This is a genomic window from Streptomyces thermocarboxydus, from assembly GCF_024760485.1.
GTDB classification, from domain to species: domain Bacteria; phylum Actinomycetota; class Actinomycetes; order Streptomycetales; family Streptomycetaceae; genus Streptomyces; species Streptomyces cellulosae.
Genome location: NZ_CP058273.1, coordinates 6947798 through 6971483, shown reverse-complemented (window position 1 = coordinate 6971483; position 23686 = coordinate 6947798). Strand labels below are relative to the sequence as shown.

The 23686-nt window shown below is 71.3% G+C and carries 19 protein-coding genes and 1 pseudogene; 12 read left to right on the top strand and 8 right to left on the bottom strand.

Annotated elements, in window-relative coordinates:
- Nucleotides 1–69: 69 nt before the first annotated feature.
- Complete coding sequence (locus AY578_RS31840) at nucleotides 70–1155, bottom strand: hypothetical protein (RefSeq protein ID WP_106432468.1); 1086 nt, start codon at nucleotides 1153–1155, stop codon at nucleotides 70–72.
- 320 nt (nucleotides 1156–1475) lie between these two features.
- On the opposite strand from AY578_RS31840, the gene AY578_RS31835 reads away from it, so the two are divergent.
- Nucleotides 1476–2543, top strand: coding sequence for a DUF475 domain-containing protein (locus AY578_RS31835; protein WP_019523677.1), 1068 nt, complete (start codon nucleotides 1476–1478; stop codon nucleotides 2541–2543).
- Between the two features lie 25 nt (nucleotides 2544–2568).
- Here the strand turns inward: AY578_RS31835 and AY578_RS31830 are convergent, their stop codons facing one another.
- Nucleotides 2569–3498 (bottom strand): ketopantoate reductase family protein, encoded by a 930-nt coding sequence (locus tag AY578_RS31830; protein ID WP_019523678.1) that lies wholly within the window; start codon nucleotides 3496–3498, stop codon nucleotides 2569–2571.
- Between the two features lie 47 nt (nucleotides 3499–3545).
- On the opposite strand from AY578_RS31830, the gene AY578_RS31825 reads away from it, so the two are divergent.
- Both AY578_RS31825 and abc-f read left to right on the top strand, forming a co-directional pair.
- On the top strand, nucleotides 3546–4190 hold the full coding sequence (locus AY578_RS31825) for a CGNR zinc finger domain-containing protein (protein WP_019523679.1): 645 nt from the start codon (nucleotides 3546–3548) through the stop codon (nucleotides 4188–4190).
- A 121-nt stretch (nucleotides 4191–4311) separates the two neighbouring features.
- Entirely contained in the window at nucleotides 4312–5973 is a 1662-nt protein-coding gene (abc-f, locus tag AY578_RS31820) for a ribosomal protection-like ABC-F family protein (RefSeq protein WP_136237464.1), read from the top strand.
- Between the two features lie 61 nt (nucleotides 5974–6034).
- On the opposite strand, the gene AY578_RS31815 is transcribed toward abc-f, so the two are convergent.
- On the bottom strand, nucleotides 6035–6985 hold the full coding sequence (locus tag AY578_RS31815) for an alpha/beta hydrolase (protein WP_019523680.1): 951 nt from the start codon (nucleotides 6983–6985) through the stop codon (nucleotides 6035–6037).
- A 90-nt stretch (nucleotides 6986–7075) separates the two neighbouring features.
- Complete coding sequence (locus AY578_RS31810; RefSeq protein WP_078504534.1) at nucleotides 7076–7522, bottom strand: ribosomal maturation YjgA family protein; 447 nt, start codon at nucleotides 7520–7522, stop codon at nucleotides 7076–7078.
- Between the two features lie 282 nt (nucleotides 7523–7804).
- Between AY578_RS31810 and AY578_RS31805 the strand changes: the two genes are divergently transcribed.
- The 3 genes from AY578_RS31805 to AY578_RS31795 all read left to right on the top strand — a co-directional run bounded on the left by AY578_RS31805 (nucleotide 7805) and on the right by AY578_RS31795 (nucleotide 9623).
- Complete coding sequence (locus AY578_RS31805; protein ID WP_019523682.1) at nucleotides 7805–8113, top strand: ArsR/SmtB family transcription factor; 309 nt, start codon at nucleotides 7805–7807, stop codon at nucleotides 8111–8113.
- Complete coding sequence (locus tag AY578_RS31800) at nucleotides 8110–8499, top strand: VOC family protein (protein ID WP_019523683.1); 390 nt, start codon at nucleotides 8110–8112, stop codon at nucleotides 8497–8499. The genes AY578_RS31805 and AY578_RS31800 overlap by 4 nt, the downstream gene beginning before the upstream one ends.
- A 107-nt stretch (nucleotides 8500–8606) precedes the next feature.
- The gene (locus AY578_RS31795; protein ID WP_019523684.1) at nucleotides 8607–9623 is read left to right on the top strand and encodes a TIGR01777 family oxidoreductase; all 1017 of its coding nucleotides are present in this window, start codon (nucleotides 8607–8609) and stop codon (nucleotides 9621–9623) included.
- Nucleotides 9624–9716: 93 nt separating this feature from the next.
- Here AY578_RS31795 and AY578_RS31790 read toward each other — a convergent pair whose 3' ends face one another.
- Complete coding sequence (locus AY578_RS31790) at nucleotides 9717–12113, bottom strand: RICIN domain-containing protein (RefSeq protein ID WP_019523685.1); 2397 nt, start codon at nucleotides 12111–12113, stop codon at nucleotides 9717–9719.
- A 251-nt stretch (nucleotides 12114–12364) separates the two neighbouring features.
- Complete coding sequence (locus AY578_RS31785) at nucleotides 12365–13594, bottom strand: RNA-guided endonuclease InsQ/TnpB family protein (protein ID WP_019523686.1); 1230 nt, start codon at nucleotides 13592–13594, stop codon at nucleotides 12365–12367.
- A 23-nt stretch (nucleotides 13595–13617) separates the two neighbouring features.
- On the opposite strand from AY578_RS31785, the gene tnpA reads away from it, so the two are divergent.
- Nucleotides 13618–14046: an IS200/IS605 family transposase gene (gene tnpA, locus AY578_RS31780; RefSeq protein WP_215049247.1), complete on the top strand. Its 429-nt coding sequence runs from the start codon at nucleotides 13618–13620 to the stop codon at nucleotides 14044–14046.
- 150 nt (nucleotides 14047–14196) lie between these two features.
- Nucleotides 14197–15219 carry a LacI family DNA-binding transcriptional regulator gene (locus tag AY578_RS31775; protein WP_026243660.1) on the top strand — a complete coding sequence of 341 codons (1023 nt, stop codon included), beginning with the start codon at nucleotides 14197–14199 and terminating at the stop codon, nucleotides 15217–15219.
- A 325-nt stretch (nucleotides 15220–15544) separates the two neighbouring features.
- Here AY578_RS31775 and AY578_RS31770 read toward each other — a convergent pair whose 3' ends face one another.
- On the bottom strand, nucleotides 15545–16138 hold the full coding sequence (locus AY578_RS31770) for a DUF4291 domain-containing protein (protein WP_258906676.1): 594 nt from the start codon (nucleotides 16136–16138) through the stop codon (nucleotides 15545–15547).
- A 42-nt stretch (nucleotides 16139–16180) separates the two neighbouring features.
- Nucleotides 16181–16887, bottom strand: a pseudogene (locus tag AY578_RS31765) (IS5 family transposase); the annotation flags it as partial.
- Nucleotides 16888–17121: 234 nt separating this feature from the next.
- Between AY578_RS31765 and AY578_RS31760 the strand changes: the two are divergent.
- The 4 genes from AY578_RS31760 to AY578_RS31745 all read left to right on the top strand — a co-directional run bounded on the left by AY578_RS31760 (nucleotide 17122) and on the right by AY578_RS31745 (nucleotide 23662).
- Nucleotides 17122–18270 (top strand): glycoside hydrolase family 12 protein, encoded by a 1149-nt coding sequence (locus AY578_RS31760; RefSeq protein ID WP_019527349.1) that lies wholly within the window; start codon nucleotides 17122–17124, stop codon nucleotides 18268–18270.
- Between the two features lie 347 nt (nucleotides 18271–18617).
- Nucleotides 18618–19706 carry a lytic polysaccharide monooxygenase gene (locus tag AY578_RS31755; RefSeq protein WP_019527348.1) on the top strand — a complete coding sequence of 363 codons (1089 nt, stop codon included), beginning with the start codon at nucleotides 18618–18620 and terminating at the stop codon, nucleotides 19704–19706.
- 371 nt (nucleotides 19707–20077) lie between these two features.
- A complete protein-coding gene (locus tag AY578_RS31750) occupies nucleotides 20078–21628 on the top strand; it encodes a vWA domain-containing protein (RefSeq protein WP_026244195.1) in 1551 nt (516 codons plus the stop codon).
- 117 nt (nucleotides 21629–21745) lie between these two features.
- On the top strand, nucleotides 21746–23662 hold the full coding sequence (locus AY578_RS31745) for an AMP-dependent synthetase/ligase (RefSeq protein WP_136237466.1): 1917 nt from the start codon (nucleotides 21746–21748) through the stop codon (nucleotides 23660–23662).
- The last annotated feature ends 24 nt before the right edge of the window (nucleotides 23663–23686 follow it).

Sequence of the window (23686 nt, the reverse complement as noted above, 5' to 3'; positions counted from 1 at the left end):
ACGGGCGCGAGGCCGGGACGGGCACTCGTACACCCGTCCCCGAAGCGGTCCCTCCGGGCGAGGGTGAGCTCAGTCACCGGGAGCAGGCTCCACAGCACCGGCTCCCAGGCGGGCGAGATAGGCCCGGCAACGGGCCTTCCAGTCCGACTCGGCGGTCTGGGAGAGACAGCGCTTCAGCAGCGCCGCGACAGCTGACTGCAGCCCTTGACGGGCGACGGCGTCCTCGTGCCGCTCCAACGCCAGGGCCAGGCGGCGCCTGCTTCCCGAGTCCTCCATCTCGAGAAGAGCCAGCGCCTCCACTCCTTTCGACAGGTCCATGTCCAGCATGACGGGGATGAGCCGCCGGGGGATGCCCACATCGTCGGAGTCGTTGGCCAGGGCCACCACGTGCTCCAGCAGTGCCGGGTCGGGCGGGCGGACGGGGTACAGCTCGGGCAGCAGCTCCACCGTCATCCGTTGCACTCCTTGCTCACCACTGGCCAGCAAGGAGTACAGAGCGTCTTCGTCCAGAGTCCGGCGAGCGGCCAGGGCACGCAGCGCCGCCTTGCGCGCCTGCTTGTCCTCCCACTCGTCGACGGCGATGGCCTGGGCCGTTCTGAGGTCTTTCGTGGTCAGCCGGGCGGGGTCGCTCAGCAGGGGCAGGATCGATTTCCTCCGGTTGCGTTCCTCCATCTGCCCCAACGCGATGTCGAACAGTTTCGACAGCTCCCTGCGTAAGGTCTCGCCGAACTTCCCGTGACCGAAGGGGACCGCGGTCAGTCTCCTGTCCTGCTCGATCTCGCGGAGGGTGGTGACCAGGTTCCGGGTGCCTTCCTCCAAGGAGTCCAGACTGGCGGGCGGGCGGAACTCGGCATTGAGGACGAGGTACCGCTCGTAGGTCGACTGCTGACAGAGCACCAAGAACGGCTTGCCCGCCAGCAGCGCGGCCGTCACCTCGGTGCCCCATGTGATGTGCCCGATCTCCTCGACGATGACGAACACACAGACGTCCGCTTCCTGGACCGTGGCCCGGGAGTTCTCCTCCCAGTCGGAGGAGGCGGAGTTGATGTAGTTCATCGTGCCGTTGACGAAGTGCCAGGGAACGCCGCCGAAGTCGGCAACCGTCCGGACGAACTCGTCCTGCACCTGACGCGTGTCCGCGGCACCGCACAGCATGACTCGGATCATGGCGCATGCTGACATGCGCCGACCTGTCGGACCGGGCGGTCGAAGGCACAACGGGCCATATCCGTGCACCACTGTCCACGTATGATCCGCCGCCCGGCGTACGGCCTCTCCTCAGCTTCCTCCGACGTGAACGGTCGAATGCCCTCCCCGACCACGCGCTCTGTGGCCGCACATCCGCCCGGTGGGCGTGTGACGCCGTACCGGTGATCGGTGGATGTGCGGGGTCCGTGCGTTACGGAGGTCGCGGGAAGGGGCACTGGAGCCCAATCCGTCGTCCGAGCGGGGCGAGGGAGAAGGGAGAGTGCCGGGTGCTGTGGAAGACCTTCCGGTGGGCGTTCGCCGTGACGGCCGTCGGGCTGGTGGGCGGGGTGCTGTACGACGGGTGGGCGGCACTCGGGATCGTCGCCATCCTCGCCGTGCTGGAGATCTCGCTGTCCTTCGACAACGCGGTGATCAACGCCGGCATCCTCAAGAAGCTGAACGCCTTCTGGCAGCGGATCTTCCTCACCGTCGGCATTGTCATCGCCGTGTTCGGCATGCGGCTGCTGTTCCCGGTGGTCATCGTGTCCGTGAGCGCGCGGCTGGCTCCGCAGGAGGCGGTGAACCTGGCGCTCACGGACAAGGAGCGTTACCAGCAGCTGGTCACCGACGCGCATCCGTCGATCGCGGCGTTCGGCGGCATGTTCCTGCTGATGATCTTCCTCGACTTCATCCTGGAGGACCGGGCGACCAAGTGGCTCGGCCGGGTGGAGCGGCCCCTGGCGCGGCTCGGCCGGATCGACATGCTGTCGGTGTGCGTGGCCCTCGTCGTGCTCCTGGCGACCTCGACGACGTTCGCCACCCAGGCCCACCAGCACGGCGGCCACCACGCCGACAAGGCGCAGACCGTGCTGGTCTCGGGGGTCGCCGGACTCGTCACCTATCTGGTGGTGCACGGGCTGTCGGGCTTCTTCGAGGCCAGGCTGGAGAGGGAGCAGGGCGGCGAGGCCGGGGGCGGGCGCTCCGGGGTCGCGCTGGCCGGCCGGGCCGCCTTCTTCACCTTCCTGTACCTCGAGGTGCTGGACGCGTCCTTCTCCTTCGACGGCGTGATCGGCGCCTTCGCCGTCACCAACGACATCGTGCTGATGGCGCTCGGCCTCGGCATCGGCGCGATGTACGTCCGGTCGCTCACTGTCTATCTCGTGCGCCAGGGCACGCTGGACGACTACGTGTACCTGGAGCACGGCGCCCACTACGCGATCGGCGCCCTCGCCGCCGTCCTGCTCGTCAGCATCCGTTACGAGGTGAACGACATCGTGACCGGCCTGATCGGGGTCACCCTCATCGGCGCGGCCTTCTGGTCGTCCGTCCGCCTCAACCGCGCCACGGCGGACTGACCGGCGGTCCCGGCGCCCCGGCCCGTCAGGCGTCTGCCGGGGCGCCGTCGACGTAAGGGGACAGGATGTCGGCGACCGTGCGGTTGCGGGGCGCGGGGACGCCGAGTTCGTCGGCGAGGCCGACCACTCCCCCGCTGAGCCAGGGCAGTTCGAGACGGTGGCCGTGTTCCAGGTCGTTGTGCATGGACGACGTCATGTCGGCGGGGAGGGTGTCGCAGAAGGCGAGCTGACGCTCGGCGAAGTCCTCGGCCAGCGCGACGCCCGACGCGCGGGCGACGGCCACGGTCTCCGCCATGACGTCCCGCAGCAGGGCCCGCGTCCGCTCGTGGGAGCGGACGACGCCGATGGGCCGGCGGACGGCGGTGGTGGCGGCCGAGTGGCCGACGAGGAAGACGTACTTCTCCCAGATCACCCGGTCGACGTCCTCGCTGATCTCGGCGTCGATGCCCGCCTCGGTGCACGCCTGGAGGAACTGACGCGCCACCGGCTCCTGACTGGGGTGCCGGGCGCCGAACACCATGCGCTGGAGGGTGCCGTTGTGGCGGACGACGCCCGGTTCCTCGATGAAGGCGGAGATGAAGCAGGCGCCGCCGAGCAGGGACTCGGCGGGAAGGCGGCGGGCGAGGACGGTGTCCTTCTGCACGCCGTTCTGCAGCGACAGCACGGGCGTGCCGGCCAGCTTGGAGGCGCCCAGCTGACGGGCGACGTCCTCGGTGTCCCACAGCTTCACGGCGACGACGACCAGGTCGGCGCCGTCCACGTCCGCGACGCTCTCCACCACCGAGCCGGGCGAGGTGCGGACGTCCCCCAGCGGGCTGCGCACGAGAAGCCCCGAGCGGCGTACGGCCTCCAGGTGGCGTCCCCGGGCCACGAAGGTGACCTCGTGGCCCGCCGCGGCGAGCCGCGCCCCGAAGTAGCCCCCGACCCCACCCGCTCCGACAATCGCGATCCGCATGGCCACCCGTCTCCCTTGATAACCGTTCAGGAGGTTACTATCACCGCATGGGAGCTTCGCCGCAAGAACCGCGCACGAGGGTCACCGCCCGGGCGCGTGATCTACGGTTCGACGCCGGCACGCTGTCGCTGAACCTCGTCGCGACGGTGGGGCGCCGGCCGGCCGGCCCGGTGGAGCGGATGGGGGACGCCGAGCGGCTGGCCGCGTGGTGCCGCGGCGTGGGGCTGACTCCGGCGCCCGGCTACGAGGCGGAGGCGCTGCTGCGGTCGCTGCACGCGTTGCGCGACGCCGCGTACGACATCGCCTCGTCGCTGCTGGACGGGCATCGCCCCTCCCCCGCGTCCGTGGACCTCGTCAACGAGCTGGCCGCCCCTGAACCGCCCGCCCCCAGACTGGAGTTGCGCCCGGACGGCGTGCGACAGGCACCCGGCAGCGATCTGCTCACCGAGGACGCCCTGCTGTCGGTGGTCGCGCGGGACCTGACCGGGCTCGTGTCCGACGCGTCGCGCCGGGAGCGGCTGACGAGGTGCGCGTCCGAGGTGTGCCGGATGCTCTACCTCAACCCGCCCTCGGGCCGGCCCCGCCAGTGGTGCTCCATGCGCCGCTGCGGCAACAACGCCAAGGCGGCGGCGCACCGGCGGCGCAGGGCCGCGACGGGCGAGGGCCGATCGCCGGAATCGGACGCGACTTGAGACGAGACGGCCCGTCTTGTTAGGGTGGGTGCATGCGCCACTACTTCTTTCTCTGAGTCCGGGCACGGCCGACGCCGCCGTCATCGCCCACCGTCACCTCTCTCACCTCGGGGAAAGACCCATGCGCGCACGCGCCCACACCCTCGCGCCCGCCGTCACGGCGCAGCTGTCCGTCAAGGACGTCACCAAGTCCTACGGCCCCCGCACGATCCTCGACCAGGTCACCTTCACCGTCCGCCCCGGTGAGCGGGCGGCCGTCATCGGCGAGAACGGCGCCGGCAAGTCCACACTGCTGCGGCTCCTCGCCGGGGCCGAGACGCCCGACGACGGCGAGATCACCGCCGCCTTCCCCGGCGGCACCGGCCACCTCACCCAGACCCCCGTACTGGAACCCGGCCGGACCGTGCAGGACGCGGTCGATCACGCGCTCACCCCGCTGCGCGCCCTGGAACAACGGCTGCGCGCGGCCGAGGAGCGCCTCGGCGAAGCGTCCGAGGCCGAACTCGCGGCCTACGGCGACCTGTTGACCGCGTACGAGCAGCGCGACGGCTACCGGGCCGACGCGCGGGTGGACGCGGCCATGCACGGGCTGGGGCTGGCCGGCGTGACCCGTGACCGGCTGCTCGGCTCGCTCTCCGGGGGTGAGCAGTCCCGGCTGGCGCTCGCCTGCGTCCTGGCCGCGGACCCGGAACTGCTGCTGCTCGACGAGCCGACGAACCATCTCGACGCGTCCGCGGTGCACTGGCTGGAGGAGCGGCTGCGCACGCACCGCGGCACCGTCGTGGCCGTCACCCACGACCGCCCGTTCATCGAGCGGATCGCCACCACGATCCTGGAGGTCGACCGCGACACCCGCTCCGTGCGCCGGTACGGCGACGGCTGGGCCGGATACCGGGCGGCGAAGGCGGCCGCACGACGCCGCGCCGAACAGGCGCACGCGGAGTGGATCGACGAGGTCGCCCGCACCGAGGAGTTGCTGGAGGCGGCGGGCCGGCGCCTGTCCACCACCGGCGGGGACCCGCGCCAGGGCTTCGGCAAGCACCGCCGGTCGCACGAGGCGAAACTGGGCGGCCAGGTGCGGGCGGTGCGCGAACGGCTGGCCCGGCTGCGGCGCACACCGGTGCCCGCACCGACCGAGCCGCTGCGGTTCACGGCGGCCCCGGCGGTGGCTGCTCCCGAACAGCCCGTGGCCGAAGGCGAGTCCGCGTATCCGCTCGTCGAGCTGGAGGACGTGGGGGTCGGTGAACGGCTGCGTCTGGAGGGCCGGTTGGCAGTGGAGCCTGGCCAAAGGCTGCTGGTCACCGGGGAGAACGGGGCCGGTAAGTCGACCCTGCTGCGGGTTCTGGCCGGGGACCTGGACCCGGACACCGGGTCGGTGCGCCGTCCGGCCGCCATCGGTCATCTGCCGCAGGAGCTGCCCGTCCGCCTGAGCCGGCTCCCGCTGCTCGCCGCGTTCGCCGCACGTCGGCCGGGGGCGGTCGGGGAGCATCGTGACACGCTGCTGTCGCTGGGGCTGTTCCGCGAGGAGGACCTGACGGTGCCGGTGGCGGCGCTGTCGGCGGGTCAGCAACGGCGGCTGCAGATCGCCCGGCTGGTGACCCGCCCGGCGGACCTGCTGGTGCTCGACGAGCCGACCAACCATGTGGCACTAGACCTCGTCGAGGACCTGGAGACGGCGCTGGCCGCGTATCCGGGTGCCGTGGTGGCCGTGTCCCACGACCGAGGCTTCCGGTCCCGCTTCCCGGGTGAGCGGCTTCGGCTGCGGGGCGGGCGGCGGGCCTGAGCGCGTGTGCCGCCGCGCCCCCGCCCATGTATAGGCCGTCAGGCGCCCCTGTCGGGCCCGTTCAGCCGGTCCGGAGGGCCGTGCGGAGCGCGCGGACGGCCTGCTCGACGGCCGCGGTGGCCGCGTGGGTGCCCCTCAGGAGGTTCAGCATCATGAAGTCGTGCAGGGTGGCGTTGTAGCGGATGCTCGTCGTCGGGACCCCCGCCTGCAGCAGCTTGCGCGCGTAGGCCTCGCCCTCGTCGCGCAGGACGTCGTTCTCGGCGACGACGACGAGGGCCGGGGGGAGGCCGCGGAGTTCGCCGAGACCGGCCCGCAGCGGTGAGACGGTGATCTCGGCACGCTGGGCCGGGCCGGGCGCGTAGCAGTCCCAGAACCACGCCATGGCCTCGGCCGTGAGGTGGGGCCCGCCGGCGAACTCCCTGTAGCTGGCGGTGTCCTGGCCCGCGTCGGTCACGGGGTAGTACATGGACTGGTGGACGAAGGTGACGTCGCCACGCTGCTTTGCCATGAGGGCCAGCGCGGCCGTGATGTTCCCCCCGGCCGAATCGCCCGCGACGGCCATGCGCGTGCTGTCGAGGCCGTACCGCGCTCCGTTGCCGGTGATCCACCGCGCCGTGGCGTAGGCCTGTTCGACGGCGACGGGGAAGCGGGCTTCCGGCGAGCGGTCGTACTCGACGAACGCGACGGCCGCGCCGACCCCGGTCGCCAGCTCCCGCACCAGCCGGTCATGGGTCACGGCGTCGCCGAGCACCCATCCCCCGCCGTGCAGATAGACGACGACGGGCAGGGGGCCCGTGGGTCCGGGGGGTTCGACGATGCGTACCCGCACCTCACCCACGTCGGCGGGGACGGTCACCCACTCCTCGTCGACGTCCGGCTGGCCGAGCGGGGCGGTCTGCATCGCGTGCAGAACCTTGCGCGCGGCTTCGGGACCCCGTTCCTGGAGGGACGGGGGCCGTGAGGTGGCGTCGGCGAACTCCCGCGCCGCCGGCTCGAGGATCGGCTCGCTCATGAGCGTGCTCCTTGGTCATGGGGAGTACGCCTTCCCATGGTGCCCACCGGCTCCCGCAGTCGCACCCCGTGAAGACGGCGGGCCGCCGGCTCAACCGGTCTTCCGGCAGCGAACGGCCACGCGGAGGGCGAGCCAGCCGCCGCACGCGCCGGCCGCGTACCAGAGCAGGTCCGGTGCGTTGAAGGTGGAGCCGAGGACCAGACGGGCGGCGGTGCTGCGGGCGGACAGTTCCGCGGGGAGTCCGGTGAGCTGGAGCAGTTCCACCGCCCAGCTCACAGCGAGCGCGACGCCCGCCGCCCGCGCGGGGGTGGAGCGCGGGGCGAGCAGGAGGACGAGGGTGAGGATCAGAAGGGTGTAGAGCGCGTCCCCGCCGTACTTGGCCACGTCGCCCGTCGCCAGCGCCCGCAGGCCCAGTCCCGCACCGACGGTCACCAGCGCGGCGACCGCCGCCTGGAGCCGCGTCCGTCCCGTCGCGCCCGGTGCGGGAGGCCCGCTTTCACCCGCGGGGCGGGCCGGCGGGACTGCTCTGTCGCTCATGGGGGACGAGTCTGCCGGCCACCGCCCGGAGGACTGCTGCCGACCCGTGTCCAACCAGGCCCCGAACGGCTGAACAGCGCGCCCGGCACGCACGTCGGTGGGGGCGGACGGCCTCCGCGCCGCCCCCTCTTTCCTGCCCTGCGCATCGGCCACAAGGAGTCCCACCATGGGCGTCACCGACCGGCTCGACCGTCACCACCGACCCGACGGCCGCCCCTCGTCAGCTCGCCGGGGGAGGCTGTCGCATTGATAGGCAAGTGAGCACTTGCCTATAGTGAGGACATGGCGGCCGACGACCTCTTCAAAGCTCTGGCGGACGGAACCCGCCGCACGATCCTCGACGAGCTGACGGAGAAGTCCGGACAGACACTGTTCGAGATCTGTGCGCGCCTGACCATGAAGCACGGGCTCGGCATCTCACGTCAGGCGGTGTCACAGCACCTCGCCGTCCTGGAGGCCGCCGGGCTCGTCGAGACCCGGCGGGAGGGCCGGTACAAGTTCCACGACCTGAACGTCGCGCCGCTGCGGCACATCACCGAGCGCTGGCTCGACCCGCACGCCACCCCCGCACGCGAGAAGGACCCCTCATGAAGATCCATCTGACCAGCGTCTTCGTCGACGACCAGGCGAAGGCCCTGCGCTTCTACACCGACGTCCTCGGCTTCGTGAAGAAGCACGACGTGCCGCTGGGCGAGACCGACCGGTGGCTCACCGTCGTGTCGCCCGAGGAGCCGGACGGCACCGAGTTGCTGCTCGAACCGTCCCACCACCCCGCGGTCAAGCCCTACCGGGACGCCCTCATGGCCGACGGCATCCCCCTCGCCGCGTTCGCGGTGGACGACGTGCACGCGGAGTACGAGCGTCTGCGAGGACTCGGCGTCCGCTTCACCCAGGAGCCGCTGGAGATGGGGCCGGTCACGACCGCCGTCTTCGACGACACGTGCGGGAATCTGATCCAGATCGCCTCGCAGGCGTAGGCCCCGGCCTCCCCCTTCGGCCGTTTTCCGTTCCGCCGGGACCCAGAGTTGAACGCGTTCAAAAACGCGGGATAGAGTGAGGACACCCAAGAGGCCGGAGGGGTCCGATGAAGATCGTCATGCCCGGGGGGACCGGACAGGTGGGCACGATGCTGGACCGCGCGCTGAGCGCGGCCGGGCATGAGGTGGTCGTGCTGACCAGGCAGCCTCGCCGGCCTCAGGACGTCGCGTGGGACGGGGTGAGCCCGGGCCCTTGGGCCGAGGTGGTCGAGGGCGCGGACGTCGTCGTCAACCTGGCGGGGCGCAGCGTTTCATGCCGGTACACCTCGGAAAATCTGCGCGCCATGATGGACTCGCGTGTCGGCTCGACGCGGGTCGTGGGTGAGGCGATCGCCTCGGCGCGTCGGCCGCCGAAGGTGTGGCTCCAGATGAGCACCGCGACGATCTACGCGCACCGGTTCGACGCCGCCAACGACGAGGCGACGGGTGTCGTCGGCGGCGCCGAGAGCGGCGTGCCGGACTACTGGGCGTACAGCGTCGAGATCGCCAGGAACTGGGAGCGGACGCAGGCCGAGGCGGCGACCCCGGACACGCGGAAGGTGGCCCTGCGGGCGGCGATGGTGATGAGTCCCGACCGGGGCGGGGTGTTCGACATGCTGTCGAGGCTCGCCCGGCTGGGGCTGGGCGGGCCGGTCGCCGGCGGTGCGCAGTACGTGTCGTGGATCCATGAGGACGACTTCGTGCGGGCCGTGGAGTTTCTGATCGCTCGGGACGACATGGAGGGCGCGGTGAATCTCGCCGCGCCCGGTCCGCTTCCTCAGCGGGCGTTCATGCGGGTGCTGCGGAGGGCTTGGGGGGTGCCGGCGGGGTTGCCCGCGAGCCGGTGGATGGCGGAGGTGGGGGCGTTTGTGCTCCGCTCGGACACGGAGTTGTTGTTGAAGAGTCGGCGGGTGGTGTCGGGGCGGTTGGGGGATGCGGGGTTCGAGTTCAGGTGGCCTGAGTGGGAGGGGGCGGCGGGGGATCTCGTACGGAGCGCGCGGAGTGCTCGGGACGCGGGGGGCGGTGCGGGTCGTCGTCGGGTGCGGGTGCACGGGGGCTGGTCGCGCAGTTCCCCGCGCCCCTGAGCGTGCTTCCCTGCGGGTCCGTGGGGGCTGAGCGCGCAGTTCCCCGCGCCCCTGGGGGAGTTACTTGAGCGCCCGGTTGTCCTGCGGGGCGCTTCAGATGAAGCGCCACAGGTGGTCCGCCGTGCCGTTGTCCGTGAACTGGACCACCTGGGCGCTGTCGGCCGTGGACATGCCGTCCACGCCCAGCACCTTGCCGCTGTGGCGGTTGCGGATCAGGTACCAGCCGTCGCCGTTGTCGACCAGGGTCCAGAGGTGGTCGGGGGTGCCGTTGTCCTCGTACTGGACGACCCGTGCGCTGTCCGCCGTGGACATGCCGTCCACGCCCAGGACCTTGCCGCTGTGGCCGTTGCGGATCAGGTACCAGCCCTCCCCCTGGTCGATCAGCTGCCAGGCGTGGTCGCCCGTGCCGGTGTTCGCGAACTGCACCACACGGGCGCTGTTCTCGGTGGACATGCCGTCGACGGCGAGGACCTTGCCGCTGTGCCGGTTCTCGATCCGGCGGTACGGCGGCTCCGGCGTCCAGGGCCGGCCGTCCGGGGACGCCGTGGGAAACGCGGTGATCCGCAGCCGGGCCGCGCCCATCGGGATCAGCGTGACCCGTTCGACCGGGACGTCACTGCGGGCGGGGCTGTCCTGGAGCGGGGTGACGACGTGCTCGTCGTCGGCCGTCCACTCGGCGATGCGACGGGCGTCGGCGGCGATGCGGACGGGGGTGGTGGCGTGGGTGAAGGGGTTGTCGGGGACGGGGCCTGGGGTGCGGCGCAACTCCGGACGAGGGGACGGCGCGAGGCCGTAGTTCCACGGTGTGGTGGCGTGCACCTCGTACGCGGGGAAGGCGTCGTCGCCCGCGTAACGCTCGTACCGCTCACCGATCTCGAGGGAGTACGTCAGCGGTCCGTGTCGGACAGTTACGGCGCCGTGTTGGCCGGGCAGGGTCCGCACCTCGGTGCGCTGCGGCAGGCGCAGGGTGACCACGTCGCCGTCGCGCCAGGTGCGGGTCACGGTCGCCCAACCGGAACCGTCGGGTGCGCTCACCTGCCGTCCGGCGACCCGGAGTTCGGGTGAACGGCACCATCCGGGCACGCGCAGGCGCAGCGGGAAGCGCACCGGGCGCGGGGTGGAGACGGTGAGGCGGACGGTGTCGGTGAAGGGGTAGCCGGTGTCCTCCGTGACGGTGACCGTGGTGCCGCCGGCGACCTCGGCGCGGACCGTGCTGGGCGCGTACATCGCGGCGGCCAGGCCCCCGTCGTCGGTGCCGAGCCACAGTTCCTCGGTGAAGTAGGGCCAGCCCATGCCGTAGTTGTGGGGGCAGCAGCGGTACTGGTCGACGCCCGCGTGGTACGCCTGCATGGCGAAGCCGTTCTGGAACTGGCCCTGCGTCTTGGTGCGGTCGTCCAGATCGACGCTGTTGGCGCTGGTGATGTAGTGGATGGCCCTGCCGTGCGGGTCGAGGGAGGCGGGGAGCATGTTGAACGCCAGGTCCTCGCAGCGGTCGGCCCACACGGGGTCGCCGGTGATGCGGGTGAGGAGTTCGTGGGAGGCCATGAACTCGACGACGCCGCAGGTCTCGAAGCCCTGCCGAGGGTCGGTGAAACCGGGCCGGTAGTTCTCGTCGCCGGCCAGGCCGCCGCCGGGGAACCGGCCGTACGCGGCCATGACGGAGTCGTAGGCGCGGTAGGTGGCGCGGGTCAGTTCGGCGGAGCCGGTCACCTGGGCGTACTGGGCGGGTTCGCGGAAGCCCTGGGCGATGTTGACGTTGTGGCGGGAGGGCGTCGGGCCGGTCCAGTCGGCGCCCAGGGTGTGCATCTTGAGGGCCAGGTCCAGGAGGAAGGTCTCCCCCGTGCGGCGGTACAGCCAGACGGCGATGTCCAGGCCGTCGCCCCAGCGGTAGGAGATCCAGCTGGTGTCGAAGGCGCCGGGGCCCTGGGCGTTCATGAAGCGCAGGAACTTCAGGAGGAAGGGCACGACGCGCTCGTCGCCCGTGAACTCCTCGTGTGTGCGCAGGGCTTGGAGCAGCGGCAGGTACGGCCAGAAGTCGGGGCCGCCGCCCAGCGAGGTGCGCAGGGCGCGCGGTCCGAAGAAGCCGTCGGACTGCTGGGTGGCGAGGACCGCGTCGACCCACCGGCGGGCGTTGGCGAGGGCCGCGGTGTCGCCGGTGGCCACGGCGAGCGGCACGTATCCGCGCAGCCAGTACGGCAGTTCCTCCCAGCCGGGGCGGTCGGGGTGCACCCAGCCGGTGGTCCCGAAGTCGAGGAAGTGGGAGATCTCCTCGTAGCGGCCGCACAACCCGTCGAGCTGGAGCCGCAGTTGGCCGGCCAGCCAGCCGCACGGGGTGACGCTGCCGGCAGGCAGTCGGCGGAAGGCGTCAGGGAGGGGGCCGGCGGCACGCCCGGGGGACGCGGAGGCGGGGCGGGTGAGGGGTCCGCCGAGTGCGGCCGCGCCGAGGCCTGCGGCTCCGGCGCCGAGGAGGGTGCGTCTGGTCAGGGGCATGCGCGGGCTCCTGTTCATCGTCGTCCGTGGTCCTGCGGAGGGGGGTGCGCGGGACGGGCGGGGTGGCTCGCCGGTTCGGTCTGCACAACGTTGTAAGGCCCAGTCGGGATGAGAGCACGGCGCCCGGGGGCCTGTCCAGGGTCCGGACACGCCGTTCACGCCGGACGCGAGGTGCGAACGACCGCACACCGCACGCGGGTTGCGGGAACGGTCGATACGGGTATGACTGGGGCCTTGACATCCTCCCAGGCCTAAAGGCCCGGGATTCCCGCCTGCTCCCACACGGGCTGTGTGGGCCGCTTCGGGTGGGTTCCTGCTGCGCTGCGCGGTGCCGGGACGAGTCCCGGTCTTACCTGCGCTCCACAGGCTGATACCGCCAGTCCGGCGGCCTTGGCGATGTTGACCGCCGCGTTGATGTCCCGGTCCAGGACGGCTCCGCACTCCTTGCACGTCCACTCGCGGACGTTGAGGGGCTTGGGTCCGTCTTTGACGCCGCACCGCGAGCACACCTGGGAGGTCGGCTCGAACCAGCCGATCTTCACGAAGGTCCGCCCGTACCTGGCGGCCTTGTACTCCAGCATGGTCACGAACGCCGACCATCCGGCGTCGTGTACCGACTTGGCCAGGCGCGTGCGGGCGAGTCCTTTCACCGCCAGGTCCTCGACGGCAACCGCTTGGTTTTCGCGGATGATCCTCGTCGAGAGGTGGTGGTGGAACTCGCGGCGTGCGTCGGCCACTCGCGCGTGAGCGCGGGCGACCTTCAGCCTGGCCTTGTTCCGGTTGCGGGAGCCCTTCTCCGTGCGGGAGAGGGCGCGTTGCGTCTTCTTGAGGCGCTTCTCGGCCCGTCGCAGGAAGCGCGGGCTGTCGGCCTTCGTGCCGTCCGAGAGGACCGCGAAGTGCCCGAGGCCGAGGTCGATGCCCACCTCAGGCGTCGTCTCCGGAAGGACCTCGGAGGCGTCCGTCTCGACGACGAAGCTCGCGAAGTACCGGCCGGCCGCGTCCCTGACCACGGTCACGGTGGTCGGGGTGGACGGCAGTGTGCGGGACCACTTGACCTTGAGGTCGCCGATCTTCGGCAGACGCAGTTTCCCGCCCGGCGTGATCCGCCAGGCCGCGTTCGCGGTGAAGCGGATCGACTGCCGGTTGTCCCGCTTCGACTTCAAGCGCGGGGCTCCCATGCGCGGGCGCTTGCCCTTCAGCCCGTCGAAGAAGTTCCGGTACGCGGTGTCCAGGTCCCTCAGGGACTGCTGGAGGATCACCGCCGACACCTCGCCGAGCCAGGCCCGCTCCGGGGTCTTCTTGACGGCGGTGAGGTGCTTGGACAGCTCCGCCGAGGTGACGAACGGCAGCCCCGCTGCGCGGGCCTCCTCGCGGACGCGCAACGCGTCGTTGAAGACGACCCGCGCACACCCGAACGCCCTCGCCAACGCGCTGCGCTGACCGGCGCTCGGGTACACGCGGAAGCTGTACCGGAGCTGCACAACGATCACTCTACCCTTGGTCTATGTCACCACGATGGGAACCAAACCCCGATATCCGCAGGGGTCGAACAGTCGTCCACCACCTGCATGCACACTTGGTCTTCGTCACGAAGTACCGGCGCGGAGTGATGAACGACGAGATGCTGACGCGCTGCGAAGAGGTCATGCGCAAGGTCTGCGAGGACTTCGGCGCGGAGCTGAAGGAGTTCAACGGCGAGACCGACCACGTCCACCTGCTTGTGCACTACCCGCCGAAAGTCGCACTCGCCAGCCTGGTCAACAGCCTCAAGGGCGTCTCGTCCCGCCGTCTGCGCGCGGAGTTCACCGGCCGGGTCAACCGGGCGATCACGCACGGCCGGTTCTGGTCGCCTTCGTATTTCGCGGGCTCGTGCGGCGGTGCACCGCTCCAGGCGGTCAAGGACTACATCGCGCAGCAGAAGCGCCCGGACTGAGCGCGGCCAGCCGTGGCCCGGGTGGACAGTGCGGACCCGTGCCCACGACCGCGGTCAGAGCAGCCTTGAGACGCGATTCACCCCCGGCCTGAAGGCCGGCGCACTCTCGCAAGATCAGCGGTAGGATCAGGGGATCTCGTGGGGGTGGTCATGCTCAGGCGGCGTCCGGGGACACCGACGCTCGAGGAGGTGGCGGCGCTCGCCGGTGTGGGGCGGGGCACCGTCTCCCGCGTCATCAACAACGCGGCGGGGGTCAAGGACACGACCCGCCGGGCCGTGCAGCGCGCCATCGCGGAGTTGGGGTACGTCCCCAATCTCGCCGCCCGCACGCTGGCCGGACGGCGCGCCGACGCGGTCGCGCTGGTCATGACGGAGCCGGACTGGCGGCAGTTCGGCGAGCCCTTCTTCTCCGAGATCGTGCGGTCCGTCGGGGACGCCCTGACCGAGACCGAGGTGCAGTTGCTGCTCACCCTGGTCCGCACGGACGCCGAGCGGCAGCGGCTCGTGGAGTACGCGCGCGGCGGCCGGGTGGACGGCGTGATGCTGATGTCCGTGCACGCGACGGACCCGCTGCCCGACATGCTGGCCGAAGTGGGCCTGCCCACGGTGCTGTTGGGGCGGAGGTCCGGGGACGAGAGCGTGACGTACGTGGACGCGGACAACGTCGGCGGGGCGCGCGCCGCCGTGGCGCATCTGCTGGACAGCGGCCGCCGCGCGATCGCCACCATCACGGGGCCGCCGGACATGTACGTGGCCCAGTGCCGGCTGCGCGGTTACCGGGAGGCGATGGAGCGGGCGGGCGTGGAAGCGCGGCGGTCCTGGACCGTCCAGGGCGACTTCTCGGCGGAGAGCGGGTACCGCGCGATGGCCGAACTCGTCGAGCGGGCACCGGAGATCGACGGGGTGTTCGCCGCGTCGGACACCATGGCCGTGGGCGCGTTGGGAGCGCTCCGAGCGGCGGGCCGGCGGGTGCCGGACGATGTGGCGGTGATCGGGTTCGACGACTTCCCGCTCGCCCAGCACACCGACCCGAAGCTGACGACGGTCCGTCAGCCGCTCGAGGACATCGGGCACACGATGGTCCGGCTGCTGCTGGAGGAGATGGAGGAGCCGTCGACGGCCTGGCGGCACGTCATCCACCGCACGGAACTGGTGCTGCGGGACTCGGCCTGAGCTCGTCCCTCGATCGCCGGCCCTCCCTCGACGGCGGTGGTCGGCGGACGGTGCCGGTACGACCGGGACCGACGGCTCCGGCCCGGATCCGGCGGAGGCGGCGCGTGACCGCACGGGGCCCCCTGGCTGCCGGGGCCGCCAGGGCTGCGCGGGCCGCCTGGGCCTCCTGGGCCGTTGAACGCATCCCTGGCCGCCCCCTCTGAGGCAGCGCCCGCCGGAAAGCGGGCCATGACCGACCGCTCAACCGGGCCGCACCGAGAACCCGAAATCCGCTTGTCCCGCCCGGCGGGGCCTCCTTAGAGGTCATCTCAATTGGAGGCTCCGCTCACCGGTGCAAGTGGGCCAAGCCCCCTTCGGGCACTGGGTAGGGATGCTCTGAGGGTAGGAGGCGTCGTGCTGCCGTCAGGTTCCCGTCCCGGACGTGCTCGTGAATCGTATGCGCAAGTGTGGTGATGTCGCTGATGGAGACCGTCCACTCGTCCGCGTAGCGGTGTGCGGCTTCTCCTGTGAGACCGAGTTGCAGCGAGCGGTGAGGAAGTGGCTGCAGGTGCAGGTCACGTTCCGGGTCCCACTGGACCCGAGCCGGAGACCGCTTCAACTGGCGTTTCCAGGTTGCGCGATCGGGATGCAGCCCGTGCTCATAGTGGGCCAAGCAGGCATGTTTCAGTGCCCATTCGAAGCCTTCACGGGTGATCTCGACAGCGAGGACAGTTTCCTGGCCGTCCTTGGAGCCCCACCCGCAGCGGTACATCATCCAGAGGAAGGAGGGCTTGATCCATGTCATCCGGTCCCGCTGCCAGGCTGCCGGGAAGCAACTGTCCCGGGCTGCGGGAAGACCGATCTCCGGCCCGTACGCCTGGTAGACGGTGACCGTGGAAGCCGTGTGAAGGGCGCGGATTTGGTGCTTGGGTTCTGCCACGGTGACCAGCGTGAGGGCACCGTTCGATGTGTGCCATCGAATTTAGCGGCACACTTGGCTGTCGAGCCTGCGGTAGCAGATGAGGGTGCAGGCGATGCTGCGCTGGTGAAGGCCAGGAAGTGGTCAGCTTTGCGTTCGTAGCGCCGGTGGAGGCGGCGGCAGCCGGCGAGCCAGGCCATGGGTGTTCGATCGTCCAGCGATGCCTGCCCAATCGCTGGGAGGTCTCGATGCCCTTGCGGGCGATGCGGTGGGTGATGCCGCGCTCGCGTAACCAGCGTCGCAGGTGGGAGTAGTCGTAGCCCTTGTCGGCGTGAAGTTTGTCTGGCCTGCTTCGCCGCCGTCCGTGGCCGGAGCGGATCGGCGGTATGCCCTTCACCAGGGGGATCAGAGCCTGGCTGTCATGCAGGTTCGCTCCCGAGATCCCGACGGACAGGGGCAGACCGGTTCGCTCGGTGATCAAGTGGATCTTCGAGCCGTACTTCCCCGGTCTACAGGATTCGGACCCGTCAGGTCCCCCTTTTCAGGGCCCGCATGTTCACCGATTCGATCGCACACCGGGACCAGTCCAACTCACCGCGGGCGCCGAGCTCATCGAGAACCATGCGGTGCAGCTTGGCCCATACCCTGACCTTCGTCCACTCGGTGAATCGTCGGTGGGCCGTCGCCCCCGACGGCCCGAAAGACGCTGACGGCAACTGCTGCCACGTGCAGCCCGACGTGGCCACGAACACGATCGCCGCCAGTACCTCCCCCACGCACATGTCGAAAGTTTCGGGAGCGCTCCCGTCTCCCGAGGTCAAGTCGATCAATTCGCTGACCTGCGACTTCGAAAGACATTCGACGGGTTGCCGCGCACGGGGTTGTCAGGGACATGGACGCCTTCTACAGTCCCCTCCCGGAACACCATTGGGAGCGCTCCCATCAATGGGGAGGCGGGAGCGCTCCCGTCGGTAGCCCGCACCCCCTCCCGAGAGGTCCCCCACATGCCACGGTTACGGCACCACCCCCGCACCCTGCGCGCCGTGTCGGCGGCGCTCCTCACCGCCCTCGCCGCCCTCGCGGCGCTGCTGACCGCGACCGCCCCCGCACAGGCCGACACCACGATCTGCGAAGAGTTCGGCTCGACCGTCATCCAGGGCCGTTACGTCGTCCAGAACAACCGCTGGGGCACCAGCGCCACCCAGTGCGTCACCGCGACCGACTCCGGCTTCCGGGTCACGCAGGCCGACGGCTCGGTGCCGACCAACGGCGCGCCGAAGTCGTACCCGTCGGTCTTCAACGGCTGTCACTACACGAACTGTTCGCCGGGCACCGCGCTCCCCGCGCGGATCAGCGGCATCTCCTCCGCGCCCAGCAGCATCTCGTACGGCTTCGTCGACAACGCCGTGTACAACGCCTCGTACGACATCTGGCTGGACCCGACGCCCCGCACCGACGGGGTGAACCGGACCGAGATCATGATCTGGTTCAACCGGGTGGGGCAGATCCAGCCGATCGGCTCGCAGGTCGGCACGGCCTCCGTGGCCGGGCGCACCTGGGAGGTGTGGTCCGGCGGGAACGGCACCAACGACGTGCTGTCGTTCGTCGCTCCGTCCGCGATGAGCAGCTGGAGCTTCGACGTGATGGACTTCGTCCGGGCGACCGTCGCCCGCGGGCTGGCGGGCAACGACTGGTACCTGACGAGCATCCAGGCCGGTTTCGAGCCCTGGCAGAACGGTGCGGGTCTCGCGGTCAACTCCTTCTCGTCGACCGTGAACACGGGCGGCTCGCAGAACCCTGGTGACCCGAACGGCCCGGGTGATCCGGGCACGCCGGCCGCCTGCACGGTGTCGTACGCGACGAACGTGTGGCCGGGCGGCTTCACCGCGAACGTCACCGTCACCAACAACGGTTCGGCTCCCGTGGACGGCTGGCGGCTCGCCTTCACCCTGCCCTCCGGGCAGAGCGTCGTGCACGCCTGGAACGCGTCCGTCTCCCCCTCCTCGGGCGCGGTCACGGCCACCGGACCGGCCGAGAGCGCACGGATCGCCGCCGGCGGCAGCCAGAGCTTCGGCTTCCAGGGCGCCTACAGCGGCAGCTTCGCGCAGCCGGCCGCCTTCCAGCTGAACGGCACCGCCTGCAGCACCGTGTGAGGACCGCGGCGGGCCCCCTCCCGCCGTGACCCCGACGCTTCCGGGGCCCGCTCTTCCCTCCCTGCGCCGACGGGGCGGGCCCCGCAAGCCCGTACGTCCCGCCCAGGGGGCGGCCCGTGAGCCGCGACCGCCGCCCCCTCCCGTCCGCGCCGCGGACGGCCGTACCGGCGGACGGGTGCCCACGCACGCACCCGCCGCCGGCCGGTCCCGTCCCGCGGCGCGACGGCCCCTCGACCCCCCGCCCGTCCGGCTGGCGCCCTCCCCGGCCGGGCGGGGGCTTCAACCGCCGGCTCCCCCACCCCTCTCGCACCGCCCATGAAGAACTCAGCATCGGGACAGGAGACTCCATGGCTCTGAGAAGCAGACTGGTCTCTCTGGCAGCGGTACTGGCGACCCTCCTCGGAGGGCTCGGTCTCAGTTTCCTCTGGCAGAAGGACGCGCAGGCGCACGGCGTGGCGATGATGCCAGGGTCGCGCACCTACCTGTGCCAGCTGGACGCCGTCACCGGCACCGGCGCGCTCGACCCGACCAACCCCGCCTGCAAGGCCGCGCTCAACCAGAGCGGCGCCACGGCCCTCTACAACTGGTTCGCCGTCCTCGACTCCCAGGCCGGCGGACGCGGTCAGGGCTACGTCCCGGACGGCACGCTCTGCAGCGCGGGCGACCGCTCCCCCTACGACTTCTCCGCCTACAACGCGGCCCGCTCCGACTGGCCGCGCACCCACCTGACATCGGGCTCGACGATCAAGGTGCAGTACAGCAACTGGGCCGCGCACCCGGGTGACTTCCGGGTGTACATCACCAAGCCCGGCTGGTCGCCCACCTCGCAGCTGGGGTGGAACGACCTGGAGCTGATCCAGACGGTCACCGACCCGCCCCAGCAGGGCTCCCCGGGCGCCAACGGGGGCCACTACTACTGGAACCTGCAGCTGCCCTCGGGCCGTTCCGGTGACGCGCTGATCTTCATGCAGTGGGTGCGCTCGGACAGTAAGGAGAACTTCTTCTCCTGCTCCGACGTGGTCTTCGACGGCGGCAACGGCGAGGTCACCGGCATCCGCGGCTCCGGCACGGACCCCGGCACCGACCCCACCCCCGACCCGACCGACCCCACCGACCCGCCGCACACCGGTGAGTGCATGGCCGTCTACAGCGTGACCAACTCCTGGAGCGGCGGCTTCCAGGGCTCCGTCGAGGTGATGAACCACGGGACGTCCCCGCTGAACGGCTGGGCCGTGCAGTGGAAGCCCGGGCAGGGCACCACGATCGGCAGCGCCTGGAACGGCACCCTGACGAAGGGCTCGGACGGCACGGTGACGGTGCGGAACGCCGACCACAACAGAGTGATCCCGCCCGACGGGAGTGTGTCGTTCGGCTTCACGGCCACATCCAGCGGCAACAACTTCCCGGTGGGCACGATCGGTTGCGTCAATCCGTAACACCCGATGAACGGGTGACAGGTCCCCGTCCGGTGCGCCGTCCGCCACTCCCCCACCGGGAGGGCGGACGGCGCTTCGCCGTTCAGGGCCGGGTCCCCTGTCCTCGAGCTCACTCCGCCGGAGCCGGTTCCCGCACCGGTGCGGCCGCGTGGCGGAAGGGCCAGTGAGGTCCGGGGGCGTCACCCCGGGCCGCACCGGCCCTTCGTGTGAAAGGGCCTCGCCCGGGTCAACGGAAGATCACCGACCGGTCTCGCCGGGACACCGCTGTTCCCGCATCGAGACGCACCTGCAACACCTCGTACCGCACGTTTCCGCCTGCCGCGCCGTCACAGTCACTGAAGCGGCGTCGACCGACACAGGGGGTACACAGGATGAAGCGGCACGGAACACGACGGCCGGCCGGGGTGCTGCTGGCACTCACCGCGGCCTGCGGGCTGCTGCTCACCGGATGCGGCGGGGACGGCGACAGCGGGGCGCGCAAGAGCGACGCCTCCTACGACGGCGCCACCCGCGACGTGCCACGCCCGCCCGCCCCGGAAGGCTCGGGCCGGTACGAGGGCGGTGAGCGGGAGGGCGAGCAGGAGTCCCGGGACGTGGCGCCGGAGCCGGACTACCTGTCGACGTTCGCGCTGGACGTCGACACCGCCTCCTACGGCTACGCCCGGCGCACCCTCGACGAGGGCCGGCTGCCCGACCCGTCGACCGTACGCCCGGAGGAGTTCGTCAACAGCTTCCGGCAGGACTACCCGCGCCCCGACGGCGACGGCTTCACGGTCACCGTGGACGGTGCGCGCACCGACGAGGAGGACTGGTCGCTGGTGCGGGTCGGGCTCGCCACCCGGAACGCCGAGGCGGACGCCGAACGGCCGCCCGCGGCCCTCACGTTCGTCATCGACATCTCCGGGTCGATGGGCGAACCGGGACGGCTCGACCTCGCCCAGGAGGCGCTGGGCACCATGACCGACCGGCTGCGCGACGACGACTCGGTCGCCCTCGTCACCTTCAGCGACGAGGCGGAGACCGTGCTGCCGATGACCCGGCTCGACGGCAACCGGGGCGAGATCCACGACGCGATCGACAGCCTGGAGCCGATCGACTCCACCAACCTCGGCGCCGGCGTGGAGACCGGCTACGAGACCGCCGTGGAGGGGCTGCGCAAGGGCGCCACCAACCGGGTCGTCCTGGTGTCCGACGCCCTCGCCAACACCGGCGAGACGGAGGCGGGCGCCATTCTGGAGCGGATCTCCGAGTCCCGGCGGGAGCACGGCATCACCCTGTTCGGCGTGGGCGTCGGCAGCGACTACGGCGACGCGCTCATGGAGCAGCTCGCCGACCGGGGCGACGGGCACACCGTGTACGTGTCCGACGAGGAGGACGCCCGGGAGGTGTTCTGCGACGAGCTGCCCCGCAACATCGAGCTGACCGCCCGTGACGCCAAGGCGCAGGTGGCCTTCGACCCGGAGACGGTCGCCGAGTTCCGCCTGGTCGGCTACGACAACCGCAGGGTGGCCGACGACGACTTCCGCGACGACCGGGTCGACGGCGGCGAGGTCGGCCCCGGCCACACCGTGACCGCCCTGTACGCGGTGCGCACCCGGCCCGGCGCCGAGGGGCACCTCGCCACGGCGACCGTGCGCTGGCTCGACCCCGCCAGCCGCACCCCGCACGAGGAGACCGGCGGCCTGGAGGCCGAGGGGCTTGCGGAGTCGGTGTGGCGGGCACGGCCCCGGCTGACGGTGACGGCGACCGCCGCGTACTTCGCCGACGCGCTGCGCTCCGACGGCCACCGGGAGAGCTCGCTGCCCGGCGCCCCCGGTCTCGGTGAACTGTCCGAGCGCGCCGAAGGGCTGGCGGCGCGGACCGAGGACGCGGACGTGCGGGAGCTGGCGGAGGCGATCCGTACGGCGGACGGACTGGACTGATCGCGACGGGACCGTTGACTCGTTCTTACGCACGGGTAAGTTGACTCCCGAGTAAGTATGCACGGAAGCAAGTACGGACAGCACCAGCAGGACAGTCAGCCGCGACCGGGAGCCGTCATGGGCGTACGCAAGGATCTGAAACGGGCGAAACGACGGGCCGATCTGGCGGGCCGCACCACCGTCGAGACCGTCAAGGACGAGAACGGGACCGTCCGCGAGGTCCGTTCGAAGGTCCTGGCCGCACACCCCGCCTCCGGCACGACCGCCGACATCCCGTTCACCAACGCGGACGAGGCGCCCGACGCGGTCGTGCTGCGCCGCGAGGAGGGGGGCGCGTGGCGCCCGGTCACGGCGGAGGCCTTCGCCGGGGAGGTCACCGCCGTGGCCAAGGGCCTGGTCGCGGCCGGTCTCGAGCCGGGCGACCGGGTCGCCGTGATGTCCCGCACGCGGTACGAGTGGACGCTGCTGGACTTCGCGGTCTGGGCGGCCGGCGGGCAGACCGTGCCGGTGTACCCCACCTCCTCGGCGGAGCAGGTGAAGTGGATCGTCCGGGACGCCGGCGTCCGGTACGTCGTCACGGAGACCCCGGACAACACCGCCACGGTCCGCGCCGGCACCGCCGCCGTGGACGCGCCGCCGGAGGTGTGGGAGCTGGACGCGGGCGCCGTCGACGAGCTGGTCGCCCGGGGCAGGGACGTCCCGGACGAGGAGGTCACCAAGCGGCGCGCCGCCCTCACCGCCGACACGGTGGCGACCGTCTGCTACACCTCCGGCACCACGGGACGCCCGAAGGGCTGCGTGCTCACCCACGGCAACCTGTACGCCGAGTCCGCGAACACGGTCGAGCTGCTGCACCCCGTCTTCAAGGCGGTCACCTCCCAGACCGCCTCGACGCTGCTGTTCCTGCCGCTCGCCCACATCCTGGGCCGCACCCTGCAGATCTCCTGTCTCATGGCCCGCATCGAGACGGGGCACTGCCCGAGCATCAAGCCGGACGAACTGCGGCCCGCGCTCAAGTCCTTCCGCCCCACGTTCGTCGTGGGCGTGCCCTACCTCTTCGAGAAGATCCACGACACCGGGCGGGCCACCGCCGAGAAGATCGGGCGCGGCGCGTCCTTCGAACGCGCCCACCGCATCGCCGTCCGCTTCGCACGGGCGCACCTGGACCGCTTCCTCGGCCGCGGCGAGGGCCCCGGCCTCCGCCTCTACGCCGCGTGGGCGCTGTACGACCTGCTGGTCTACCGCAGGGTCCGCAAGGAGCTCGGCGGGCGCCTGCGGTACGCGATCAGCGGCGGCTCCCCGCTGGAGAAGGACCTCAACCTGTTCTTCTACGCGGCCGGCATCATGATCTACGAGGGCTACGGCCTCACCGAGACCACCGCCGCCGCGACCGTCGTCCCGCCGCTGTCCCCGCGCCCCGGCACGGTCGGCCTGCCGGTCCCCGGCACGGCGGTGCGCATCGCCGACGACGGCGAGGTGCTGATCAAGGGCGGCATCGTCTTCGGGTCGTACTGGAACAACCCGAAGGCCACCGAGGAGGTGCTGCGCGACGGCTGGTTCGCCACCGGGGACCTCGGCGCGCTCGACGAGGACGGCTATCTGACCATCACCGGCCGCAAGAAGGACATCATCGTCACCTCCGGCGGCAAGAACGTCTCCCCCGCCGTCCTCGAGGACCGGCTGCGCAGCCGTCCGCCGGTCGGGCAGTGCCTGGTCGTCGGCGACAACCGGCCCTATGTGGCCGCGCTGATCACCCTCGACCCGGAGACGGTGGCCCACTGGCTGTCGGTGCGCAGGATGCCCGCCGGCACCCCGATGTCCGAGGTGATCGCCGACCCGCGCATGCAGGCCGATGTGCAGAAGGCCGTGGACTACGCCAACCAGGCCGTCTCCCGCGCGGAGTCCATCCGCAAGTTCGTCGTCGTAGCGGGCGAGTTCAGCGAGGAGAACGGACTGCTCACCCCGTCGCTGAAGGTCAAGCGGAAGGCGGCGCAGGAGGCGTACGCGGAGGAGATCGCCGCGCTGTACGCGTGAGGCGGGCGCCCTCGCGTGCCGCTC